The following is a 20,833-nucleotide window of genomic DNA, read 5'->3' as shown; positions in this document are numbered from 1 at the left end:
TCATATACTACTTTAGCTTCATATAAGGGAGGTGTAGAAGATTATGGCAGGGAACTCAATGAAAATAACAGGCGCTTATATTTTAATCGCAGTAGGATTTCTAGCTATCATCTTGACCTGGGAGCCATCGCTATTGTCACCGTTGGGGGGGATTTTCATTGCAGGTGTAAGCTTCATAGGGGCCATTCTAATGTGGCAGGATGCAGTCGAGTCAATGCAGGGAGTTGGCAAGGAGAATGTCAACCGAGCCAAAACCGAACGCTGATAAACAAGAGGATAAAGACAATACCCCCCAGAAGTCGAAGTCTGAATCCGGGAAGTGGAACGATTTATTTGGATTCGGCAAAATGATGGACAAACTCCCACTTCATAAACTCTCAGCAAGGATGGCTTATTGCATGTTTTTCGATTTGCTTTTATTGTTTTTTGTTCTTATTCTCCGTGCGACAGATACCAAAATGAATGAGTTTCCGAATGCTTGGGATTTCAGACTAATCGTATTCACAACCATCGTTGTATTCTTCGTAGGGCTGTGTGATTTGATGAAATTTAAGAAATAATCAGGATGAAATCCATGCTAAATGCCTCTTTTGTAAAAAAAAATGGGAAGAGGCTTATTTTTTTATCATGAACTCCTCGAAAAAAATGTAAACTATAGTTTACAGAAAATTCAACCTTTTAATCTATGGGGAATAATGTCGAATAATAAAGGTGGTTTGTAGAAATTTGTCGAATCAAATGGGAAAATAGGATATTTTAGTCTTTTCTAGCAGTTCGTAAGAGAATGAGCCTAAATTGCACATAAAATTCGGAACTATTACAAAGGTGAAAATTTGATTAATATTCCATAAAATTCGCGAATTCGGTACTTGTTTCCTAGTTCTTAAGGTAGGCAACACATCGTATATATGTTACACTTTCAGTAAGAGATTTAGGAGAAAAATGGTTTAAATCCTGATTTTTTGTCGAAATAATATCGTTTGTTTACGTGATTGGGGTCTCCTATGATTGATATACATAGTCATATACTACCAGGTTTAGATGACGGGGCATCTGATCTGGAGCAAGCCGTTCACATGGCAAGGGCAGCCGTGGAACAAGGAATACATACCGTAATTGCTACCCCACATCATGAAAATGGTAGATTCACGAACGATGCAACTTTAGTTGTAGAGCAAGTGAAATTGTTTCAAGAGGAGCTCAATAACAGGAATATTCCTCTTCATATCCATACAGGTCAAGAGATTCGCGTCTATCGGGGATTAATTGACGATCTTGAAGCTGGGCGAACTGCCACGTTAGATGGCTCACGCTACTTGCTTATGGAATTCCCATCAGATCGAATACCTGCGGGAATAGATGAAGTTATGCACGAACTGCTGCTACTGGATATTGTGCCAATTATCGCACATCCGGAGCGTAATCGTGAGATTGCCCAGGATCCTACGAAGCTTCTTGAATTAGTGCAGCTTGGTGCCTTGAGTCAAGTAACGGCTCATTCACTGCTCGGTCACTTCGGTAAGTCCATTGAATCACTGTCATTTGATTTATGCAGGAATCACTTAGCACATTTTATTTCGTCAGACGCACACAACAAGACACATCGTGGGTTCGCGCTTGCTGAAGGATATGAAGCTTTACGTTCAGAGCTAGGGCAAGGAATTGTGAGTTCTTTTCAAAACAATGCCAACAGGATCATACATAACCTTTCTATTGAGACACAATCGCCTGTTTGGTCGAGACCAAAATGGTTTCAGTTTTGGAAATCCAAATAAATGCAAGACAACTAATTTAAAGAGGTGAATTTTAGCATGACGATGAAAAAGAAATTAACGGTTACAACTTTGGCAGCAAGCATCATGTTTGCATCCATTGCTGGACTTCCATTGAGTGAGCAAGGTCTAGCTAATAAACTGGGTATTACGGCGGGGGTTGCTTCTGCTGATACGGCGTCCTTACAAGGTAAACTTGAAGGTTTGCGTGTGGAGTTAGCTAAGGATGCTGATGGGCTTGAAGCAGTTAAGGCGACGAGAGGTCTTGTTGCTGGTGCAGTTGCTAATAATGAAATAACAACAGATGATATAAAAGTTTTACTTGGAAATGTCTGGTCAAAATTTAGCGATGTAGATGTAGATGTAAAAGCAATATTTGCGCTTATTAATGGCTTGGATTTATTCTACGATGAGTCTGGCGAAGCAATCAATGCATTGCTGAACGATTCGCATATTAAACCAGCAATTGACGCTATTTTTACGAAGGTACCTGGTGGGAAAACTTTAACTAAAGCTGATGTTATAGCTTTCCAAGATGCTGCACTTCAAGCGATGGCTTCGGAAGAAAACCAAAACGAGCTACTTGAAAGTGTAGGGAAAGTTTTCTTGCTCGGTGGTTCCTCACAAGATATCAAAGACACGTTGAGTACAATTGTTGACAACGACATTTTGACACAAGATTTACTAATTAGTAACTTTCTGAAATATTACGAAATTTCACTTGGCGATCTTAATGCAGTTCAGAACCGAGTTGCGAATAAGATTGGCCCAACAGCCATTGCAGCAAGAACAGCAATCGAATCTGCTGGTATCAGATACATATTGGCACCGGATTTCAAACTTACTGATTTGGATTCGAGTTCTGAAGTATACGAACCAAATCTTACAGTATTTGACTTGGTATCATTAAATCCTTATTTAAATTGGGAATTGGTAAGCGGGAGTGGCGTGAAATTTGAAGGTGGCAAACTTCTACTTGACGGTGCTGAAACAGGAAAAGGTGTTTTCCAAGCACATGATAAAAAATTTGGTCTTCTGCTGTATATTTCACCTGAGAAAACATTAAATAAAACTGACGACGGAGATGGCGATGGTGGAAACACCGGAGGTAATACTGGTGGTAACACTGGAGGTGTTCTTCCAGTTAATCCTGATCCATCAGTAGAATTGGGTAATCTTTCCAAAGAACTCGTGGGCGCATCCGAAGAAAAGAAACAAGAAATTTTCCAAAAAGCACAAGAAGCAGTAAAAAATGCACTTCAAGAACTAGCGACGTTAGATCTAAGCAAGTCGATTAAAGTTGAAGGTGAGACAGCTAAACCAACGCTTGATGTTGCTGATCTAGCAAACAAGATGAAAGAAATTGCTGCGAAAGCGAAAGTGCTTAACGATCAATTGAAACAATTGAATCCGAATGCAACAGTTGAGAAAATTCAACTTAAGCTTGATTTTGGTTCAATCACTGCCAAAACAACAGAAATTCCGTTAGGTAAAGCTTTGTTGGATGCCGCTATCGCAAATGGTGTAGATACTGTAGCCATTTCCATGAATGGCCTTTCATTAGGCGTAAGTCCAACTGAGTTCGGAGCAGATACTTCACTTAAAGTGACGAATCAAGATACCAAAGTAGCAACAAGCGCAACACAATTGCCTGTAGCAGCTGGGGTATATGAATTTGAATTTACATCTGGTGGAACGCATATCAGTAACTTCAATACACCTGTTGAAGTCACGATTCCAGTTCCTAACGGCAGCAAATTCGATACAGAGTTGTTATCCCTAGCCAAAATCGTTGATGGCAAATTAGAATTCTACGGTGGCAGCTATGAGAATGGCGTTCTGAATGCAATGCGTACTGGATTCTCTACGTATACAGTTGTTGAGAATAAAGTTGAATTCGGCGACACAGCTTCAGTTAAAGCGTGGGCTGGCAGACAGATTCAAGTTGCTGCATCCAAAGGCATCCTAGAAGGTCGTGCTGATCAATCTTTCGTACCGAACGGTCTAGTAACACGTGCAGAATTTGCGAAAATGATCGTAAAAACATTCTCCTTGGAAAGTGCAACAGCAACTGAGAACTTTACCGATGTGAATGATTCGGACTGGTTCAAAGTATACGTGGCTTCGGCAGTTAAGAATGGCATTGTGAATGGTAAAGAAGCAGGGAAGTTTGATCCGAATGGTAATATTACACGCGCAGAAATGGCAGTAATGTCATCCAGAGCGCTAGCACTTAAAGGGATTTCTTTGAGCCCAGCTAAGGTAGACGAAGCACTCAAAGGATTTACAGATGTGGCTGCGATTAACGCATCTTTGAAATCCGGCGTTGCGCTTGCAGCAAGTGAAGGCATTGTTATTGGCGAGGAAGGCAATGTATTTAATCCCAATGCTAACTCTACTCGTGCTCAAGCCGCGGTTGTTATCTATCGTTTGTTGAATAAATAGAAACCGTATATTTCAGGAGGAATCCTCATCTCTACCAGATAGAGGGGGATTCCTTATCTTTTCTAATAAAAAAATGATGAAAACAACGACCAAGGCGAGACATGACATCATGTAGACGGAGGGAATGGCATGGAACTGGATTTAAAAGATTACTTGAAGATTATCAAGAAAAGGGTGTGGATGATACTTTCAATTGTTGTGCTGGTCACAGTAGCAACGGGGATTATCAGCTATTTCTTTATGCAACCCATATATCAAGCTTCAACTAAATTAATTGTAAATAAATCAAGTGATCAAGTAGGTTTATCTCAAGTTGACATCAATACAGTTAATTTAAATATCAGACTTATTGACACGTATAAAGAAATTATTCGTACGCCAAGAATCATGGATAAGGTCGTTGCCGAATACCCACATTTGAAAATGACTGCTGAGCAGCTCGTAAATACGGTCAAAGTGAGCTCAGTTAACAATACACAAGTTATGACTCTCATTGTACAAGATCCTTCTTACGCTCGCGCTGCGAGCATTGCTAATGCCGTGTCGATCGTATTCCAAGATGAAATTCCTAAGATTATGAAAGTCGATAATATTTCATTACTGAATGAGGCCAAAGATATAGAGAATCCAGTGCCAGTGAAGCCGAATAAGAAATTAAACGTAGCTATCGCTTTCGTCGTGTCATTAATGATTGCGCTAGGAGTTGCCTTCCTATTGGAATACTTGAACGATCAACTAACGACTGAAGAAGAAGTTGAACAATATTTAGGGCTGCCAACCCTAGCCATGATTACCAAGATGAGACCAGAAGATTTACAGAACAATCATAGCAAACAGGCGAATGAACAAAGAGTGGGAGGACGTTCGGATGTCAAACTCAACCAATAAAAGACCGATTATCACACATCAGAATCCCAAATCTCCCATTTCGGAAGCGTACAGAGCCCTTCGTACCAACATCCAATTCTCATCTATCGATGAGGAGCTAAGGGTTATCATGGTAACTTCTGCTGGTCCCGGTGAAGGGAAATCAACGACACTGATCAATCTAGCTGTAGCCTATGCACAAACAGATAAGAAAGTATTAATCATCGACGGGGATCTCAGAAAACCAACCATGCACCATACCTTGCGTGTATCGAATCGTTGGGGACTCACGAACCTGTTAACGAATCAACTAACCATTCGGGAAGTACTTCAAGACACCTTTATACCTAACTTGCAGATTATTACTTCGGGACCTATCCCACCTAACCCATCGGAGATCCTCGCTTCCAAGAAGATGATAAGCACGATTGATGAGTTGAAACAGTCTTTTGATGTTATTCTGATTGATGCTCCTCCTGCGATCGCTGTAACCGATTCACAGATCATTGCTTCGCGTACAGATGGTGTTATCTTGGTCGTAAATTCGGATAGAACGAAGAGAGAAGCTGTTCTCAAAGCAAAGCAAAACCTAGATAATGTGCGAGCAAGAATTCTTGGCGTTGTGCTGAACAATGTGGATCGCAAAAATAAAGATGCCTATTATTACTATTACTATGGTGAAAGTCAATAAGATCATTTACGAGTGAGGGATTTCCGTGAAGTTAGGCAGCAAAAAGACAATACTCGTTTTGCTCGATATGGTTCTGATATGGATAAGCGTTTTAATTGCCTATTTGTTAAGGTTTGAATTGCATATTCCTGAAGCCTATATGAGACAGTGGATTGAATATTCAGCGATATCCATGATTGTTGGATCTGCTTGTTTAATCTACTTCAAGATGTATAGACGCGTATGGGAATATGCGAGTATAGGCGAAGTCATATCGATCTTCAAAGCAGTCGTAGCTACCTGTACACTGTCTTATTTCATTATGATTTTGTTACATGAGCCCCGGGTTCCCTTCGCTGTTTACGTCCGTGTTATGGAGAATATGATCCTCATTATAGGGGCAAGTAGATTTATATGGCGAGTTGTTAGAGATAAATACAATAAGAAGCAATCTAACCAACGGAAAGCATTGATCATTGGGGCAGGAGACTGTGGGATCTTAATCGCCAAAGAATTGAAATATAATTCGAATTCTCCCGTGTACCCTGTTGCTTTCGTTGATGATGATCCTTCTAAGTATAAGCACTTCATTATGGGAGTCCCTGTTCTAGGCGACCGCAATGAGATTATTCGAATTGTGGAAACCAATGATATTGACGAAATTATTATTGCAATGCCATCTGTTTCCAAGCTAGAAGTATCCGAAATTATTACGATCTGTAAACATACCAAAGCCAAAATGAAAATCATTCCTAGGATTAATGATTTGATTGAAGGTAAAGTCACGATAAATGCGATTCGAGATGTGCAAGTAGAAGATCTACTTGGCCGTGACCCTATTAACATTGATCTAGATGGCATTGCCAATTATGTACAAGGTAAAGTCGTTCTAATCACAGGTGCCGGAGGCTCCATTGGTTCCGAATTGTGCAGACAAATTGCACCTTTTCATCCCAAAAAGTTAATTCTGTTGGGCCATGGTGAGAACAGTATTTATGTCATCGAGAAAGAAATACATAGACTTTTTCCAACATTACACATAGAACCAGTGATCGCAGATGTTCAGGATTTGGAACGGATGAAGGAAGTTTTTCAATCTTTTCAGCCAAAGGTTATTTTCCATGCAGCTGCTCATAAACACGTTCCACTCATGGAACGCAATCCAGCAGAAGCTATTAAGAATAACGTTTTCGGAACCCGAAATGTTGCAGAATGTGCCCATCAATTTAACGCGGAGAGATTTGTTTTCATTTCTACGGATAAAGCCGTCAATCCCACGAGTATCATGGGAGCTACCAAGCGGATTGCCGAACAAATTATTCAAAGCATGGACCTCGTAAGTCAAACCAAATTCGTAGCCGTGCGCTTTGGTAATGTACTCGGTAGTCGCGGTAGTGTGATCCCGCATTTCAAAGAACAGATCGCTTTTGGCGGACCTGTGACCGTCACGCATCCAGAAATGGTGCGCTATTTCATGACCATTCCAGAAGCTGTTCAGCTCGTTATCCAAGCAGGTGCTTTCGCGAAAGGCGGCGAGATCTTCGTGTTAGATATGGGAGAACCGGTCAAAATCGTTGATCTAGCCACCGACCTCATTCGTCTCTCCGGCTTCGAACCAGGAGTCGACATGGAGATTCAATTCTCAGGCATTCGTCCAGGGGAGAAGTTATATGAAGAGTTGCTTCTAAGCGAAGAAGGGCTTGGGAATACCTCGCATGATCGGATCTTTGTGGGAAGTCCTTTGAAAATTAGCCAGAATGAATTAGCACTGAAGATCTTAAGACTAGAGAAGGTTATTGCTGACAAACATGGAACCGTCTATGAGGCTGTGAAGCATTTGGTGCCGAGTTTTAGTAATGTGGGCTAGAGGGATATTGGCAGTAAGTTTAATATTACAAAATACGTTTAGCTAATGAGGGGGAAATATGATAAACACTGATATGATTAATATTAACATGAGAAATATACCTTTCTCTCCTCCAGATATAACGGATGCTGAAATTGAAGAAGTAATAAAAGTAATGAAGTCTGGTTGGATTACGACTGGGCCAAGAACTAAATTATTTGAGATGAAGATAGCAGAATATATTGGTACAAATAAAGCTGTATGCTTAAATTCAGCAACAGCTGCAATGGAACTTACACTTCGTATTTTAGGTATTGGTGTTGGAGACGAGGTTATTACTTCAGCGTACACTTATACTGCAACTGCTTCAATTATTGATCATGTTGGTGCCAAAATTGTCTTGGTGGATACTGCTGTGGATTCCTTTGAGATGGATTATGACAAACTAGCAGATGCAATTACCGAAAAAACGAAAGCGATCATTCCTATTGATTTAGCAGGGAAAATGTGCGATTACGAAACAATATACAAAGTAATAGAAAGCAAAAAAGAGCTATTTAAAGCAAATAATAAACTTCAAAAGCTGTTTGATAGAGTGATTATAATGACTGATGCTGCACATGCTTTTGGAGCTGAAGCTAATGGAATGAAATGCGGAAAAGTTGCAGACTTTACCTGTTTTTCATTTCACGCGGTAAAAAACCTGACAACAGCTGAAGGCGGTGCAGTTGTTTGGCGAGATAGAAGTGGTTTAGATGATGAGTGGTTATATAAGCAATATATGCTTTATAGTCTTCATGGACAATCTAAAGATGCTCTTGCAAAAACACAAAAGGGCTCCTGGGAGTATGATATTATTTATCCCGCTTATAAGTGCAATATGACTGATATTATGGCTGGGTTTGGGTTAATTCAGTTAAATAGATATGATGACCTAATGAGTAAGCGAAAAGGCATTATTGAAAAGTATGATAATGCGCTTCAACCGTTAGGGATCCAAACTATAGTTCATTACAGTGAAAATTTCTTCTCTTCTGGACATCTTTATTTAACTAGGATACCTGGTATAGGAGTAGTTGAGCGAAATGAGATTATTGTTAGGATGGCTGAGGCTGGGATTGTTTGCAATGTTCATTATAAGCCATTACCAATGTTTACAGCATACCAGAATTTAGGTTTTGATATAAAAGATTATCCAAATGCCTTTAGTATGTATGAAAATGAAATTACATTACCACTTCATACATTATTAAGCAATGATGATGTAGAGTATGTATGTGAAAATTTGATTAAGTTGACGAAAGAGGTAATTTAAGAATAAGTACTGTTGAAGTACAAGAAAGGAGACGTAAATTGATTTTAAGGAAATGGGAAGAATTACCTAGTGAATTTAGAAATGAAAGTGTCAGAAAATATTATGATATTTTAAGTAAAAAAAAATTCAGCCTTTATACTAAACGAATATTTGATATTGTGGGTTCAGTTGTGGCAATCACAATTCTGATACCTTTATTCATTTTTATAAGCATTGCTATCAAGTTAGATTCAGAAGGTCCTATTATATTTCGTCAAGTAAGAATAACTAAATATGGGAAAAAATTCAATATCCTTAAGTTTAGAACAATGATAATTAATGCTGAAAGATTGGGTTCACAGGTCACTACAATGAACGATACAAGAATAACTAAGGTTGGAAAAGTTCTAAGAAAATTAAGACTTGATGAGGTTCCACAACTGGTAAATATTATTTCAGGTGATATGAGTTTCGTCGGGACAAGGCCAGAGGTATGTAAATACGTGGACGGATATACTAATGTGATGAAGGCTACATTACTTATGCCTGCTGGAGTTACATCCGTAACAAGTATTCTATTTAAAGATGAAGAACTTTTATTAGCAGGTTCCGAAGATGTAGACAAAAAATATTTATTTGATGTATTACCATTAAAGATGGAATATAACTTGAAAAGCATAGAGAACTTTAGTTTTTTCAGTGAGATAAGTATATTGTTTAGAACAGTTTTTGCAGTTATAAAATGAGATTAATAAGAACAAATATTGGAATGTTCGAAGTATTTTTGCTTATTTAATGAAAATTTGGGGAATGGATGAAATAAAAATGCGAGAAAAAAAACTAGTAGCATTGCTGACTAATCACGATGATGATGTGTATTGCTTTAGAAAAGAATTAATTGAGAACTTAATTAAAGAAAATTATGATGTATTAATTTCATGTCCGTTTGGAGAAAAGTTAGAACTAATGACTGGCATTAATTATATTTATGATGATGTTAAAATTGATCGAAGAGGTACTAATATATTTACTGATATAAAATTGTTGTTACATTATTATAAGTTATTAAAAAAGTATAAGCCAGATGTAGTCTTAGGATTTACTGCAAAACCAAATATTTATGGAAGCCTCACATCAAGTTTCCTTAAGATTCCTTATATCAATAATGTAACGGGACTAGGAAGTGTACTAAAAAAGCAAGGAACAATAAAGAAATTTATTTTGTTTCTTTTTAAGATAGCTTTTAGAAATTCTCAATGCATTTTTTTTCAAAACGAGGAGAATTTGGAGCTTGCTAAAAAACAAAACTTAATTCAAGGGGAATATCAATTAATACCTGGTTCTGGTGTAAATACAGATCGATTTCCATTGCAAAAATACCCACACGATTCTAATGGAATAGTTTTTAATTACATAGGTAGGGTTCTTAAAGATAAGGGAGTAGATGATTATTTTGAAGCCGCGAAAATTATAAAAAAGAAATATTCAGATATAGAATTTAATGTTATTGGTTTTATTGAGCCAACAGAGACTCATTATATTAAGGTGTTACAACAATTGGAGATGGATAATATTGTAATTTATAGAGGGAGCCAAATGGATGTAAGACCTTACATTGCTAGGGCTCATGCTACAATTCATCCCTCAACATACGGAGAGGGAATGTCAAACGTTTTGTTGGAGAGTGCATCGTCTGGAAGGCCATTAATTACTACCAATATATCAGGGTGTAAAGAGACATTGGTGGATGGTAAGACAGGACTAATGTATCGTGCAGGTGATGTGGAGGATTTGGTATCGAAAATAGAGATATTTTTACATTTAGATAACGAAACGAGAGAAGAAATGGGGAAGAATGGTAGAGAAAAAGTTAAGAGAGAGTTCTCAAGAGATTATGTAGTAATGTCGTATTTAGAGGAAATAGAGAGAATATGAAGAGAAACATTATTTCAATTTTTTATGTAATATATTCATTGTGTAGGCTTTCATTACTAAAGATATTTCATTTTGAAAAACTCAGTTTTTCTTATCTTAATGTTATTTCTCCATTTGCGGAAATAACTCTTGACTCTGGAGCATTCCTAAAACTTGGTAAACCAATGCGTATTAAAAGTGGGGCGAAAATTAGAGTTAGAGAAGGAGCAGAACTTTCTATTGGTAATAACACTTATATTAATCATGGGTGTTTTATTGTTAGTCACAAAAGAATTACTATTGGTAATAATGTGCAATTCGGTCCAAATGTTCTAGTTTATGATCATGATCACGATTTTAGAGTAGGTTTGATAAATGAAGAATATTTATGTTCTAGTGTTGAAATTGGTGATAATGTTTGGGTAGGTGCAAATACTGTTATATTGAGAGGTACTAAAATCGGAGACAATAGTGTAATTGGTGCTGGGAGTGTTATTAAAGGGGAGTTTCCTAAAAATACAGTGATTGTTCAGAAAAGAGATACCACACAGTATTTTATTAAAAGATAAGAATAATAGCAGAAATTTGTTTGGTATTTAGTGAAAAAGTAAAATTCATTACAATAAAGGTGAAGATATTCTTATGCATAGAGGAACAATTTTATACATTGGTGGTTTTGAATTACCTGATAAGGATGCTGCTGCACATAGGGTCTTAAGCAATGCCAAAATTTTTCGAAAATTAGGTTATAATGTAGTTTTTATAGATGTTGATAGAAGTTTAGAAAAGAAACTGGAAATAAGCAATGTTAAGAATATTCAAGGATTTGATTGTTGGTCAAGGAAATTTCCTCAATCTAAAATAGAATGGTTAAAATACTTAGTTAGTATTAACTACATTAAAGAGATTGCAAAAAAATATAATAACATTAAAGCGGTTATTTGTTATAACTACCAAGTAGGTGCTCTGCTAAAGTTAAAGAAGTATTGTAATAAAAACAATATAAAACTAATTTCGGATTGCACTGAATGGTATGAAGATAAGCGGTTAGTAAAAAAAATAGATACTAATATTAGAATGAAGTATATTAATAAAAAAATTGATGGAATAATCTGTATTAGTTCATATTTGAGTAATTATTATAAAGATAGTATTGAAACTATAATTATTCCACCGCTAATTGATATTGAAGAGAAAAAATGGGAGTTGCAACATTCCAAAAATATTTCTAATACTATAAATTTTATATATTCTGGAACACCGGGTAAGCATAAAGACAAATTAAATTTGGTTGTTGAAGCATTAAGTAATCTTGGTACAAAATTTAGTTTTACTTTCAAGATAATCGGTATTACAAAACAGCAATATTTAAATTACTATCCTGAGCATAAAGCAATTATAGTTAGATTGGAAAATTCAGTTTTATTTTTAGGGAAAGTTACTCATATTGAGAGTATAGAATATGTACAGAATGCAGACTTTGTTATATTTATACGAGAAGATAAAAGGGTAAATAATGCTGGATTTCCAACAAAATTTGTTGAGAGTATTACTTGCGGAACTCCAGTGATAACAACTAAAACAAGCGATTTATTTAAATATTTAATTGAAGGTGAAAACGGCTTTTTCCTGAACATTAATAATAAGGAACAAATTCAATCTCTTTTAAGAAAAGTTATTGGAATGAATAACAATGAAGTAATGGAAATGAAAAGAAATTGTGTGGAGTCAACGACATTTCATTATCAAAACTATGTTGAAAACACAGGAGATTTTCTAAGTAAAGTTATGAAATGAGAACTTACTAATTGGAGATGAAAATCATGTTCGAGAATAATACCCTCTTGATTACTGGCGGTACTGGTTCCTTTGGTAACGCAGTAATGAAAAAGTTTTTAGATAGTGATTTAAAAGAGATACGTATATTTTCCCGAGATGAAAAAAAACAGGATGATATGCGAAAACAATATAAAAATGAAAAATTGAAATTCTATCTTGGTGATGTAAGAGATATAGCTAGTTTAAAAAACGCAATGCATGGTGTTGATTATGTGTTTCATGCTGCTGCATTCAAGCAAGTGCCTTCATGTGAGTTTTTTCCTCTTGAAGCTGTGAAAACTAATATCTTAGGAACAGATAATGTACTAACAGCCGCGATTGAATATGGCGTTAAAAAAGTAATTTGTCTTTCAACGGATAAAGCAGCATACCCCATTAATGCAATGGGGATTTCTAAAGCTATGATGGAAAAGGTTTTTGTAGCTAAATCAAAAACAGTTTCGCCAGACAAAACTCTTATTTGTGGAACAAGATATGGTAATGTAATGGCTTCGCGAGGGTCTGTTATACCATTATTTATCGATCAGATTAAGTGTGGCCAATCATTAACAGTAACTGATCCTAATATGACAAGATATTTAATGAGTTTAGAAGAAGCTGTTAATTTAGTAGTATTTGCTTTCCAAAATGCAAAGGCCGGAGATATTATGGTTCAGAAGTCTCCCTCTAGTACGATTGGTAATTTAGCTAAAGCAATAAAGGAATTATTTAATGCAGACAATGAAATCATTGTAATAGGAACTCGTCATGGCGAAAAGAGATATGAAACTCTTCTAACAAAAGAGGAATATTTAATAGCTGAAGATTTACGCGGGTTCTATAGAGTTCCGGCCGATCAACGGGATCTTAACTATGATAAGTATTTTGCGAATGGGGATACAAAGCTTTCTACAGAAGAAGAATATAATTCTGATAATACACAGATTTTGAATGTAGAGCAGATCAAAGAAAAATTACTTGAGTTAGATTATATCCAAACGGAACTTAGAGAATGGTACAAGAGAGGTGAAGTTTATTAATGAAAATCCTTATTACAGGTGCAAAAGGTTTTGTAGGGAAAAATCTCATTGCTGAGCTTAGAAATAAGGGATATAATGAAATATTTGAATTCACTAGAGAATGTGATCGTTCATTGTTGGAGAAATACACAGAAAATTGTGATTTTGTATTTCATTTAGCGGGAGTAAACAGACCATACGATGAACAAGAATTTATTACAGGCAACATCGATTTGACCTCTTTACTACTTCGATTACTTAAGAAATATAAAAACAAAGCTCCAGTGCTATTAACTTCATCAATTCAAGCGGAAATGGAAAATCCATACGGTAAAAGTAAAAAAAGTGCAGAGGATTTATTAATTAGTTACTACAAAGAAACTGGTGTAAAAGTATACATATATAGATTATCAAACGTATACGGTAAGTGGAGTAAACCAAACTACAATACTGTAGTTGCTACATTTTGTCATAACGTAACAAGAGGTGTAGAAATTATTGTAAATAACCCGGAAACACTTCTTACTCTATGTTACATAGATGATGTGTTAGAGGAGTTTTTAAGAGCGATAGAAGATAATCCAACTATTGACAACAAATACTGTGTAGTACCAGTAACACATTCGATTAAACTTGGAGAATTAGCAGAACTATTAAGGAGTTTTAAAGAAAGCCGAGCAATATTAAATATACCCAATATGGAAAATGTCTTAATTAAGAATCTTTATAGTACTTATTTAAGTTTTTTACCAGAGGATAAGTTTTCATATGAGCTTAAAATGAATTGTGATAATAGAGGTTCTTTTACAGAATTCATACGAACCCCTGAAAGAGGTCAAGTTTCAATAAATGTATCAAAACCAGGAGTTACTAAAGGTAATCATTGGCATCATAGTAAAACTGAAAAATTTCTAGTTGTAAGTGGGGAAGCATTAATTAGATTCAGAGGAATCCATTCAGAAGAAATTATTGAATATACTGTAAATGGGGATAAGTTACAAGTGATAGATATTCCCTCTGGATATACTCACTCAATTGTAAATATAGGAGAAAGTGATTTAGTGACAGTAATGTGGGTAAATGAATGCTTTAATTCAGAAAATCCTGATACTTATTTTTTGAAGGTATAATAATACGAAGGAACATTAGATGTATTGAAATAATAAATAAGTAAATTTGGGTATTCACTACTATGGTTGGTACTCTTAATTCTGAAACAATTGGTGTACAAGGCATTAATCTGTAAAAGAATATTTTTATACTTTTATTACTTGTGTTTTATTCAGAGTTATTAAATTTGTAAAATTGAATTGAGTTGTTAAATGTAACTGTATAAGTCTTTTGCAATAAAAAAAGAAATAGAATGGTGTAAAAAAGATCTGTATTGAGAGGAAACGATTTTGATTAATTTACTTGACATAAAAAAAAATCCTCAAAAAGAAATTCAACAAAAAGAGATAGGATTCCTACAATATGTTATTCTAGTAGTTTTCGCAGTCAGTATTGAAATTGCATTTTATGCTGGAGAAACATTGGACAATAAATATTTAAGTTTTTTTGCAATTGGATTATTAATAATCAGTAGTTGCTTCCTTAATATGAAAAATAATATGTACTTATTATTATTTTTATTGCCAAACCAAAGATATATCGTTTTCCCAGGGGATGAAACAACGTTATTAAATATTCTAATCATTATTATGTTATTTAAATTAATATCTAGCAAGGGAAAGTTTTATATACCTAGCATTATTCTTATGCAATTACTAATATTGTATAGTTTAAATATTGTAATGAGATTAGATAGTGTGAATGAAGTATTAATAATAGTTAAAATGTGTATAACAATTGTAACTTTAGTGGGGGTATTTTCCAGGTATGCCTTTGATAATTCCTTTTATTATAATTGTGTTAAATTTTTGGGTATAGGTTGTTTGTTTGCATCTTGTATTGCTCTTTTTGGTAATGATGAGGCTGTTATTGGTGCCACTTCAAGATTTACAGGTGGAATTAATAATAATTCCAATATTTTTGGTGCTGTGCTCTCTTTTTCAATTACTAGCATATTTATTATTATTCTAACATCTATTAAGCAATCGAAACTATTAATTACATTGACTACCATATTATTTATTTTTGGTTTATTAACGGAATCACGTTCATTTGTATTAGCAATTTCTTTTGCAATAATCTATATTTTGGTTTTTGGAGCTAAATTAAGTTCCAGAACTAGAAAGTTAATTATGTGTCTACTTATTTTAATTGGAATTTTTATTGTTGTATCAATAACTAATCCAAGTTCCCAATTTGGTGAAATCTTTAGCTCTGTAACAAATCGAATAATTAACCCGAAGAATGGGGATTTATCAAATGGACGCACGGAATTATGGTATTCATATATCAAGTTTTTAACAACAAATATAGAATATTTATTTCTAGGGATAGGTAATAACTGGAAAAATTTCGGATTTGCTAACGTTGCACACAATGGTGTCTTAGAAGTGACAGCAACATATGGATTAATCGGTCTTATTTTAATAGTATCACTTTTATTTATAAACTGGCGTAAGCTAAGAGGAATATATTTGGAAAAATCAAGTGGGAATATAAAAAAGAGGAGAGTATTATATTATCTTCCCTTATTTACACTAGGAATAACTAATTTAACGGGACATGATTTTTTTAATCTGGCTTTTGTAATACATTTATTTATGAGTTGTGCATGTATTTATAGTTTGAATTCAAATGTACCGCAGAAGCAAGAAATATAGTATTAACCGGATGATGGTAAATTGAATTTGATTAAAATTATTGAGGAGTTTGATATGAGAATATTATGGGTCACAGCGCAGGTACTTCCTGAAGTCGCTAATTTAATTGGGAGTAAGAAAAGTAACTTTGGCGGTTGGGTAACCACGATGTTAGATCAACTAAAGAACGAAGAAAATATCGAAATTGGAGTTGTAATGTGTGCAAATATTGAATATATAGTTTCTGAAAAAATAGATGAAATAACTTATTATATAATCCCAATGGTAAAGAGTAATAAAGATGTCTCTATTGATTCGTGTGAAAAGATAGTTGAACTATTTAACCCTGATTTGATTCATATCGAAGGGACTGAGTTTTCAATACAAAATAGGTTTGCAAAAATTGGTGGAATTAAAAACGTTGTTTCATTACAAGGAATATTAAGTGGATATGAACCTTATCAATATGGACAGTTACCGATTTCTGATATGTTGTTTTCTAGTAAGTTTTTTGAGCTATCAAGTGCATGGGTGATGTTATTAAAAAAACATTTTTTGTTCAATAAAAGGATTCAGATTGAACATGATACGATAAGAAATGCTAAGAATATATTGGGGAGAACATATTGGGATAGAGCACATTCATATTGGATTAATAAGGATGTAGGATATTTTAGTTGTAACAGAATTTTAAGAAAGTCTTTTTATAATCAAAATTGGGTTTATGAAAAATGTGAGAAACATAGTATTTTTGTTGGCAATGGTTACGCAGCATTAAAAGGTATCCATTTTGTAATAGAGGCTGTCAATTTATTGAAGTTTGAATATGAAGAGATAAAGCTTTACGTTGCAGGGATTTCTCATGAATCAATTTCCGGAAAAAATTTCAAAAAAAAATTAGGGTATGCTTATTATATTCGAAGTCTTATTAAAAAATTAAAGTTAGAGAAATATATAATTTTTACTGGAGAACTAGATGAAATAAATATGAGAGATAGATTGCTTAAATGTAATACTTATGTTTTACCATCTTTAATTGAAAATAGCCCTAATACGCTTGGGGAAGCGATGATAATGGGGGTACCTTGTGTGTCTTCATATACAGGCGGTGCATCACAAATGGCAAAAGATGAAGATGAAGTATTGTTCTACAGAGCCAATGACCCGAAATTATTGGCATGGCAAATTAAAAGGGTCTTTGAGTCAGAAGAACTAGCGAATGATTTATCTATCAATGCAAAAAAACATGCAGAGATAACCCACGATCCAAAAAGAAATTTGCAAGCTCTATTAGATGCTTATAGTAAAATATTAGAATAAATAAGTTTCTAAGGAGAAGGAATGAATATTTTTGAAGGTTTGTTATCCAATAAGACAGTTCGATTATTCCATACATCAATATTAACAAAGTTACTAATAGTTTCTATCGGTGTAATAAATTCAGTATTAATTAATAGATATTTAGGTGTCGAGTTGAGAGGAGAATATACTACCACGCTGAATATTGCAAATTTATTACAGCTAATATTGAACTTAGGAATTGGTTCTATTTATCCAGCATTTAAAAGGAAAAATATAGAAAATGTTAAGGATATGTTTTTTGCATTAATTATTTTTCAGTTTATTATATATTTAATAATTTTTTTGGCTTTAATTACTTTTGTTGAAGTGAATTTTAAATATGAATTAATTATAACTATAGTATCAATAGTAGAAACTCAAATAATATCATTGGCAATTGTAGAAGATGTAGTTAAGAAAAATAAAACACAAATTTTTACTAGTTTAATATATACAATATTATTGTTCATTGTATTTTTATTAGCAAAAAGTAGTTTGAATACACTTTTAATAATAGTAATTTTTAATCAATTATTTTTTATTATGATGATAGTATATAAATTTAAATTATATTCTATTTCAATTAATTTAATATCAAAGGAGTTAATTAAGGATGTCTTACGACTAGGAATGCCATCTATGATAATGAACTTATTGATATTTTGTAATTATAATATAGATATATTAATTTTACATGTGATGACAAAAGATTATTACGCTATTGGGCTATATGGTACTGCAGTTACATTAGCTAATATGTTATGGATTGTACCGGATGCGTTTAAGGATATATTATTTAACAGATCCGCAAAAAAGGATAATGTAGATGAAATTGTAGTTTCAATAATATTTAATATATTTCTATGTTTTCTAATTATTATTGTGTTTGTTTTTATTGGCAAACAGTTTTTAATTTTTATGTATGGAAATGAGTATGCAGATGCATTTCACTTAGTATTAATTTTATTTTCAGGTATATTCACTATGATTTTATACAAATTAATACATCCAATTTATATATCAAATGGAAAACCTAATTCAGTGGTAAAAATATTGTTAATATCGGTTGTTTTAAACGTTATTTGTAATGTACTTTTGATACCCGTTTTGGGAACAGTAGGTTCGGCAGTATCTACAGTTTTATCTTATTCAATTTGTGGGGTAATTTTTCTGATGAAATTCAAAAAAGATTTTAATGTAAATTTTATTAATATCATAAGAAGTATTGTAAGAAAACACTTAATAAAAAGATAGTTTAGAATTATATGAGATATTGGAAATGAAAATATTATTATGCAGATAAATAAGCAAAAATAAAGAAATATATATAACTTTAGAGCTAATTTGGAGTGATATTATTATTACTTTACCTTAGAGTTACATTATTATTTATGTAGGGGAGGATTACTATGAGTAGTATAAAAAAAATAATGAAAATTCTAACGTTTCCCTTTTCTTTTTTATACAAGAAAATATTCCCTGTTAGATATGCTAAAAAAATAGGTGTTAATTTTACAATGGGTAATCTTAGCATATACGGTAATATTCATTGGGGATCAGAACCATGGATTATTAGTTTAGGCGAAAATGTTCATTTAACAAATAATGTAACCTTTATAACACATGATGGGGGAACATTAATTTTTAGAAAATATGAGCATGATTTAGAAATTACGAAACCAATTACTTTAGGTAATGATATATATATCGGAAATAATACAACTATTCTACCAGGAGTAACTGTTGGTAATAATGTGGTAATAGGAGCTTGTTCGGTTGTAACAAAAGATATTCCTGGAAATTCAGTTGTTGTTGGAAATCCTGCTAGAGTAATAAAAAGTACAAATGAGTATTTCGAAAAACTAAAGAAGGAATCATTGCATCTAGGGCACTTAAAAGGAAAAGAAAAGGATAGAGCCTTAAGAAAATATTATAATTATCCCAATTAAGGAGAATAGTTAATGAAAAAATTAAAAGTTATGACTGTTGTGGGTACAAGACCAGAGATTATTAGGTTATCTGCTGTTATTAATAAATTGCAAGAATCTGAAGCAATTGAACATATTCTTGTACACACAGGACAAAATTATGATTATGAATTAAATGAAGTGTTTTTTAGTGATTTCAACTTAAAAAAACCTGATTATTTTCTTAATGCTGCAAATGCAACTGCAATAGAAACGATAGGGAATATAATAATTAGAATTGATCCAATCATGGAAGAAGTAAAACCTGATGCATTTTTAGTGTTGGGGGATACAAATAGCTGTTTATGCGCGATAGCTGCAAAGAAAAGGCAAATTCCTATATTTCATATGGAAGCAGGAAATAGGTGCTTTGATCAAAGAGTACCAGAGGAAACAAATAGAAAAATAGTGGATCATTTAGCAGATATCAATCTAACGTATAGTGATATTGCAAGAGAATATTTGTTAAGAGAGGGATTGCCAGCGGATAGAATTATTAAAACTGGAAGTCCAATGTTTGAAGTAATAAATTCTAGGACAAATGATATAAAGAGTTCAGGCGTTTTAAAAAGATTGGAACTCGAAAAAGGTCAATACTTTGTAGTATCTGCACACAGAGAAGAGAATATAAATTCAGAAGCAAACTTTTTAGATTTAGTTGATATTATAAATACGATAGCAGAAAAATATGAAATTCCTGTTATTGTAAGCACACATCCAAGAACAAGAAATATGATCAATTCAAAAGAGGTAGTTTTTAATTCATTAGTTAAAATTATGAAACCTTTAGGTTTTAATGACTATATTAAACTTCAAATCAATTCAAAAGCAGTCCTAAGTGATAGTGGGACTATTAGTGAAGAATCATCAATTCTTGGATTTAGAGCGCTTAATATAAGACAGGCTCATGAAAGGCCGGAGGCAATGGAAGAAGCATCAGTAATGTTGGTTGGACTAAAAAAAGAGCGAGTGTTGCAAGGATTGAATATATTGGAATTGCAACGCGAAAAAACCCTTAGGTTTGTAGAGGATTATAGAATGCCAAATGTATCGGATAAAGTTCTAAGAGTAATATTGTCGTATACAGATTATGTGAATAGGGTTGTGTGGGGAAGGCTCTAAGATAGAAT

General features: G+C 33.8%; 19 protein-coding genes. All 19 read left to right on the top strand.

The annotated features are described in order from the left end of the window. Nucleotides 1-43: 43 nt before the first annotated feature. The 19 genes from ASL11_RS32715 to wecB all read left to right on the top strand — a co-directional run bounded on the left by ASL11_RS32715 (nucleotide 44) and on the right by wecB (nucleotide 20,825). Nucleotides 44-265 carry a hypothetical protein gene (locus ASL11_RS32715; RefSeq protein ID WP_056624591.1) on the top strand — a complete coding sequence of 74 codons (222 nt, stop codon included), beginning with the start codon at nucleotides 44-46 and terminating at the stop codon, nucleotides 263-265. Next, nucleotides 237-560: a hypothetical protein gene (locus ASL11_RS32710; RefSeq protein ID WP_056624586.1), complete on the top strand. Its 324-nt coding sequence runs from the start codon at nucleotides 237-239 to the stop codon at nucleotides 558-560. Before ASL11_RS32715 ends, ASL11_RS32710 begins: the two co-directional genes overlap by 29 nt. 444 nt (nucleotides 561-1,004) lie before the next feature. Continuing rightward, entirely contained in the window at nucleotides 1,005-1,775 is a 771-nt protein-coding gene (locus ASL11_RS32705) for a tyrosine-protein phosphatase (protein WP_056624583.1), read from the top strand. A gap of 36 nt (nucleotides 1,776-1,811) precedes the next feature. Next, on the top strand, nucleotides 1,812-4,217 hold the full coding sequence (locus ASL11_RS32700; protein WP_056624580.1) for an S-layer homology domain-containing protein: 2,406 nt from the start codon (nucleotides 1,812-1,814) through the stop codon (nucleotides 4,215-4,217). A 129-nt stretch (nucleotides 4,218-4,346) separates the two neighbouring features. Next, nucleotides 4,347-5,105, top strand: coding sequence for a YveK family protein (locus tag ASL11_RS32695; RefSeq protein ID WP_056624577.1), 759 nt, complete (start codon nucleotides 4,347-4,349; stop codon nucleotides 5,103-5,105). After that, entirely contained in the window at nucleotides 5,086-5,775 is a 690-nt protein-coding gene (locus ASL11_RS32690; protein ID WP_056624574.1) for a CpsD/CapB family tyrosine-protein kinase, read from the top strand. The genes ASL11_RS32695 and ASL11_RS32690 overlap by 20 nt, the downstream gene beginning before the upstream one ends. A 25-nt stretch (nucleotides 5,776-5,800) precedes the next feature. Then, complete coding sequence (locus ASL11_RS32685) at nucleotides 5,801-7,621, top strand: polysaccharide biosynthesis protein (RefSeq protein ID WP_442953114.1); 1,821 nt, start codon at nucleotides 5,801-5,803, stop codon at nucleotides 7,619-7,621. Nucleotides 7,622-7,694: 73 nt separating this feature from the next. Next, nucleotides 7,695-8,915 carry a DegT/DnrJ/EryC1/StrS family aminotransferase gene (locus ASL11_RS32680; protein WP_056624753.1) on the top strand — a complete coding sequence of 407 codons (1,221 nt, stop codon included), beginning with the start codon at nucleotides 7,695-7,697 and terminating at the stop codon, nucleotides 8,913-8,915. A gap of 38 nt (nucleotides 8,916-8,953) precedes the next feature. Continuing rightward, complete coding sequence (locus tag ASL11_RS32675) at nucleotides 8,954-9,640, top strand: sugar transferase (RefSeq protein WP_056624571.1); 687 nt, start codon at nucleotides 8,954-8,956, stop codon at nucleotides 9,638-9,640. Between the two features lie 64 nt (nucleotides 9,641-9,704). Then, a complete protein-coding gene (locus tag ASL11_RS32670; RefSeq protein ID WP_200962495.1) occupies nucleotides 9,705-10,829 on the top strand; it encodes a glycosyltransferase family 4 protein in 1,125 nt (374 codons plus the stop codon). Beyond that, nucleotides 10,826-11,377: an acyltransferase gene (locus ASL11_RS32665; protein WP_056624565.1), complete on the top strand. Its 552-nt coding sequence runs from the start codon at nucleotides 10,826-10,828 to the stop codon at nucleotides 11,375-11,377. The genes ASL11_RS32670 and ASL11_RS32665 overlap by 4 nt, the downstream gene beginning before the upstream one ends. 73 nt (nucleotides 11,378-11,450) lie before the next feature. Beyond that, on the top strand, nucleotides 11,451-12,605 hold the full coding sequence (locus ASL11_RS32660; protein ID WP_056624562.1) for a glycosyltransferase: 1,155 nt from the start codon (nucleotides 11,451-11,453) through the stop codon (nucleotides 12,603-12,605). Nucleotides 12,606-12,631: 26 nt separating this feature from the next. Further along, nucleotides 12,632-13,666 carry a polysaccharide biosynthesis protein gene (locus tag ASL11_RS32655; RefSeq protein WP_056624559.1) on the top strand — a complete coding sequence of 345 codons (1,035 nt, stop codon included), beginning with the start codon at nucleotides 12,632-12,634 and terminating at the stop codon, nucleotides 13,664-13,666. Continuing rightward, complete coding sequence (locus ASL11_RS32650; protein ID WP_056624556.1) at nucleotides 13,666-14,775, top strand: polysaccharide biosynthesis C-terminal domain-containing protein; 1,110 nt, start codon at nucleotides 13,666-13,668, stop codon at nucleotides 14,773-14,775. The genes ASL11_RS32655 and ASL11_RS32650 overlap by 1 nt, the downstream gene beginning before the upstream one ends. A 270-nt stretch (nucleotides 14,776-15,045) precedes the next feature. Beyond that, nucleotides 15,046-16,416 (top strand): O-antigen ligase family protein, encoded by a 1,371-nt coding sequence (locus ASL11_RS32645; protein WP_056624553.1) that lies wholly within the window; start codon nucleotides 15,046-15,048, stop codon nucleotides 16,414-16,416. Nucleotides 16,417-16,470: 54 nt separating this feature from the next. Further along, nucleotides 16,471-17,715 (top strand): glycosyltransferase family 4 protein, encoded by a 1,245-nt coding sequence (locus tag ASL11_RS32640; protein ID WP_056624551.1) that lies wholly within the window; start codon nucleotides 16,471-16,473, stop codon nucleotides 17,713-17,715. Between the two features lie 21 nt (nucleotides 17,716-17,736). Then, nucleotides 17,737-18,990, top strand: coding sequence for a lipid II flippase MurJ (locus ASL11_RS32635; RefSeq protein WP_056624548.1), 1,254 nt, complete (start codon nucleotides 17,737-17,739; stop codon nucleotides 18,988-18,990). Nucleotides 18,991-19,145: 155 nt separating this feature from the next. Then, nucleotides 19,146-19,685, top strand: a complete 540-nt coding sequence (locus ASL11_RS32630) for an acyltransferase (RefSeq protein WP_056624541.1) — start codon at nucleotides 19,146-19,148, stop codon at nucleotides 19,683-19,685. Nucleotides 19,686-19,697: 12 nt separating this feature from the next. After that, a complete protein-coding gene (gene wecB / locus ASL11_RS32625; RefSeq protein ID WP_056624538.1) occupies nucleotides 19,698-20,825 on the top strand; it encodes a non-hydrolyzing UDP-N-acetylglucosamine 2-epimerase in 1,128 nt (375 codons plus the stop codon). Nucleotides 20,826-20,833 lie beyond the last annotated feature (8 nt).

Source organism: Paenibacillus sp. Soil750 (assembly GCF_001428045.1).
GTDB lineage: Bacteria > Bacillota > Bacilli > Paenibacillales > NBRC-103111 > Paenibacillus_E > Paenibacillus_E allorhizoplanae.
The sequence above is the reverse complement of the archived record's forward strand: the minus strand, read 5'-3'. Positions and strand labels throughout refer to the sequence as shown.

What these genes read in the sequence shown, in the direction of transcription:
- ASL11_RS32715 (WP_056624591.1), top strand. Translation starts at nt 44, where the DNA reads ATGGCAGGGAACTCAATGAAAATAACAGGCGCTTATATTTTAATCGCA.
- ASL11_RS32710 (WP_056624586.1), top strand. Translation starts at nt 237, where the DNA reads ATGTCAACCGAGCCAAAACCGAACGCTGATAAACAAGAGGATAAAGAC.
- ASL11_RS32705 (WP_056624583.1), top strand. Translation starts at nt 1,005, where the DNA reads ATGATTGATATACATAGTCATATACTACCAGGTTTAGATGACGGGGCA.
- ASL11_RS32700 (WP_056624580.1), top strand. Translation starts at nt 1,812, where the DNA reads ATGACGATGAAAAAGAAATTAACGGTTACAACTTTGGCAGCAAGCATC.
- ASL11_RS32695 (WP_056624577.1), top strand. Translation starts at nt 4,347, where the DNA reads ATGGAACTGGATTTAAAAGATTACTTGAAGATTATCAAGAAAAGGGTG.
- ASL11_RS32690 (WP_056624574.1), top strand. Translation starts at nt 5,086, where the DNA reads ATGTCAAACTCAACCAATAAAAGACCGATTATCACACATCAGAATCCC.
- ASL11_RS32680 (WP_056624753.1), top strand. Translation starts at nt 7,695, where the DNA reads ATGATTAATATTAACATGAGAAATATACCTTTCTCTCCTCCAGATATA.
- ASL11_RS32670 (WP_200962495.1), top strand. Translation starts at nt 9,705, where the DNA reads ATGGATGAAATAAAAATGCGAGAAAAAAAACTAGTAGCATTGCTGACT.
- ASL11_RS32665 (WP_056624565.1), top strand. Translation starts at nt 10,826, where the DNA reads ATGAAGAGAAACATTATTTCAATTTTTTATGTAATATATTCATTGTGT.
- ASL11_RS32660 (WP_056624562.1), top strand. Translation starts at nt 11,451, where the DNA reads ATGCATAGAGGAACAATTTTATACATTGGTGGTTTTGAATTACCTGAT.
- ASL11_RS32655 (WP_056624559.1), top strand. Translation starts at nt 12,632, where the DNA reads ATGTTCGAGAATAATACCCTCTTGATTACTGGCGGTACTGGTTCCTTT.
- ASL11_RS32650 (WP_056624556.1), top strand. Translation starts at nt 13,666, where the DNA reads ATGAAAATCCTTATTACAGGTGCAAAAGGTTTTGTAGGGAAAAATCTC.
- ASL11_RS32640 (WP_056624551.1), top strand. Translation starts at nt 16,471, where the DNA reads ATGAGAATATTATGGGTCACAGCGCAGGTACTTCCTGAAGTCGCTAAT.
- ASL11_RS32635 (WP_056624548.1), top strand. Translation starts at nt 17,737, where the DNA reads ATGAATATTTTTGAAGGTTTGTTATCCAATAAGACAGTTCGATTATTC.
- ASL11_RS32630 (WP_056624541.1), top strand. Translation starts at nt 19,146, where the DNA reads ATGAGTAGTATAAAAAAAATAATGAAAATTCTAACGTTTCCCTTTTCT.
- wecB (WP_056624538.1), top strand. Translation starts at nt 19,698, where the DNA reads ATGAAAAAATTAAAAGTTATGACTGTTGTGGGTACAAGACCAGAGATT.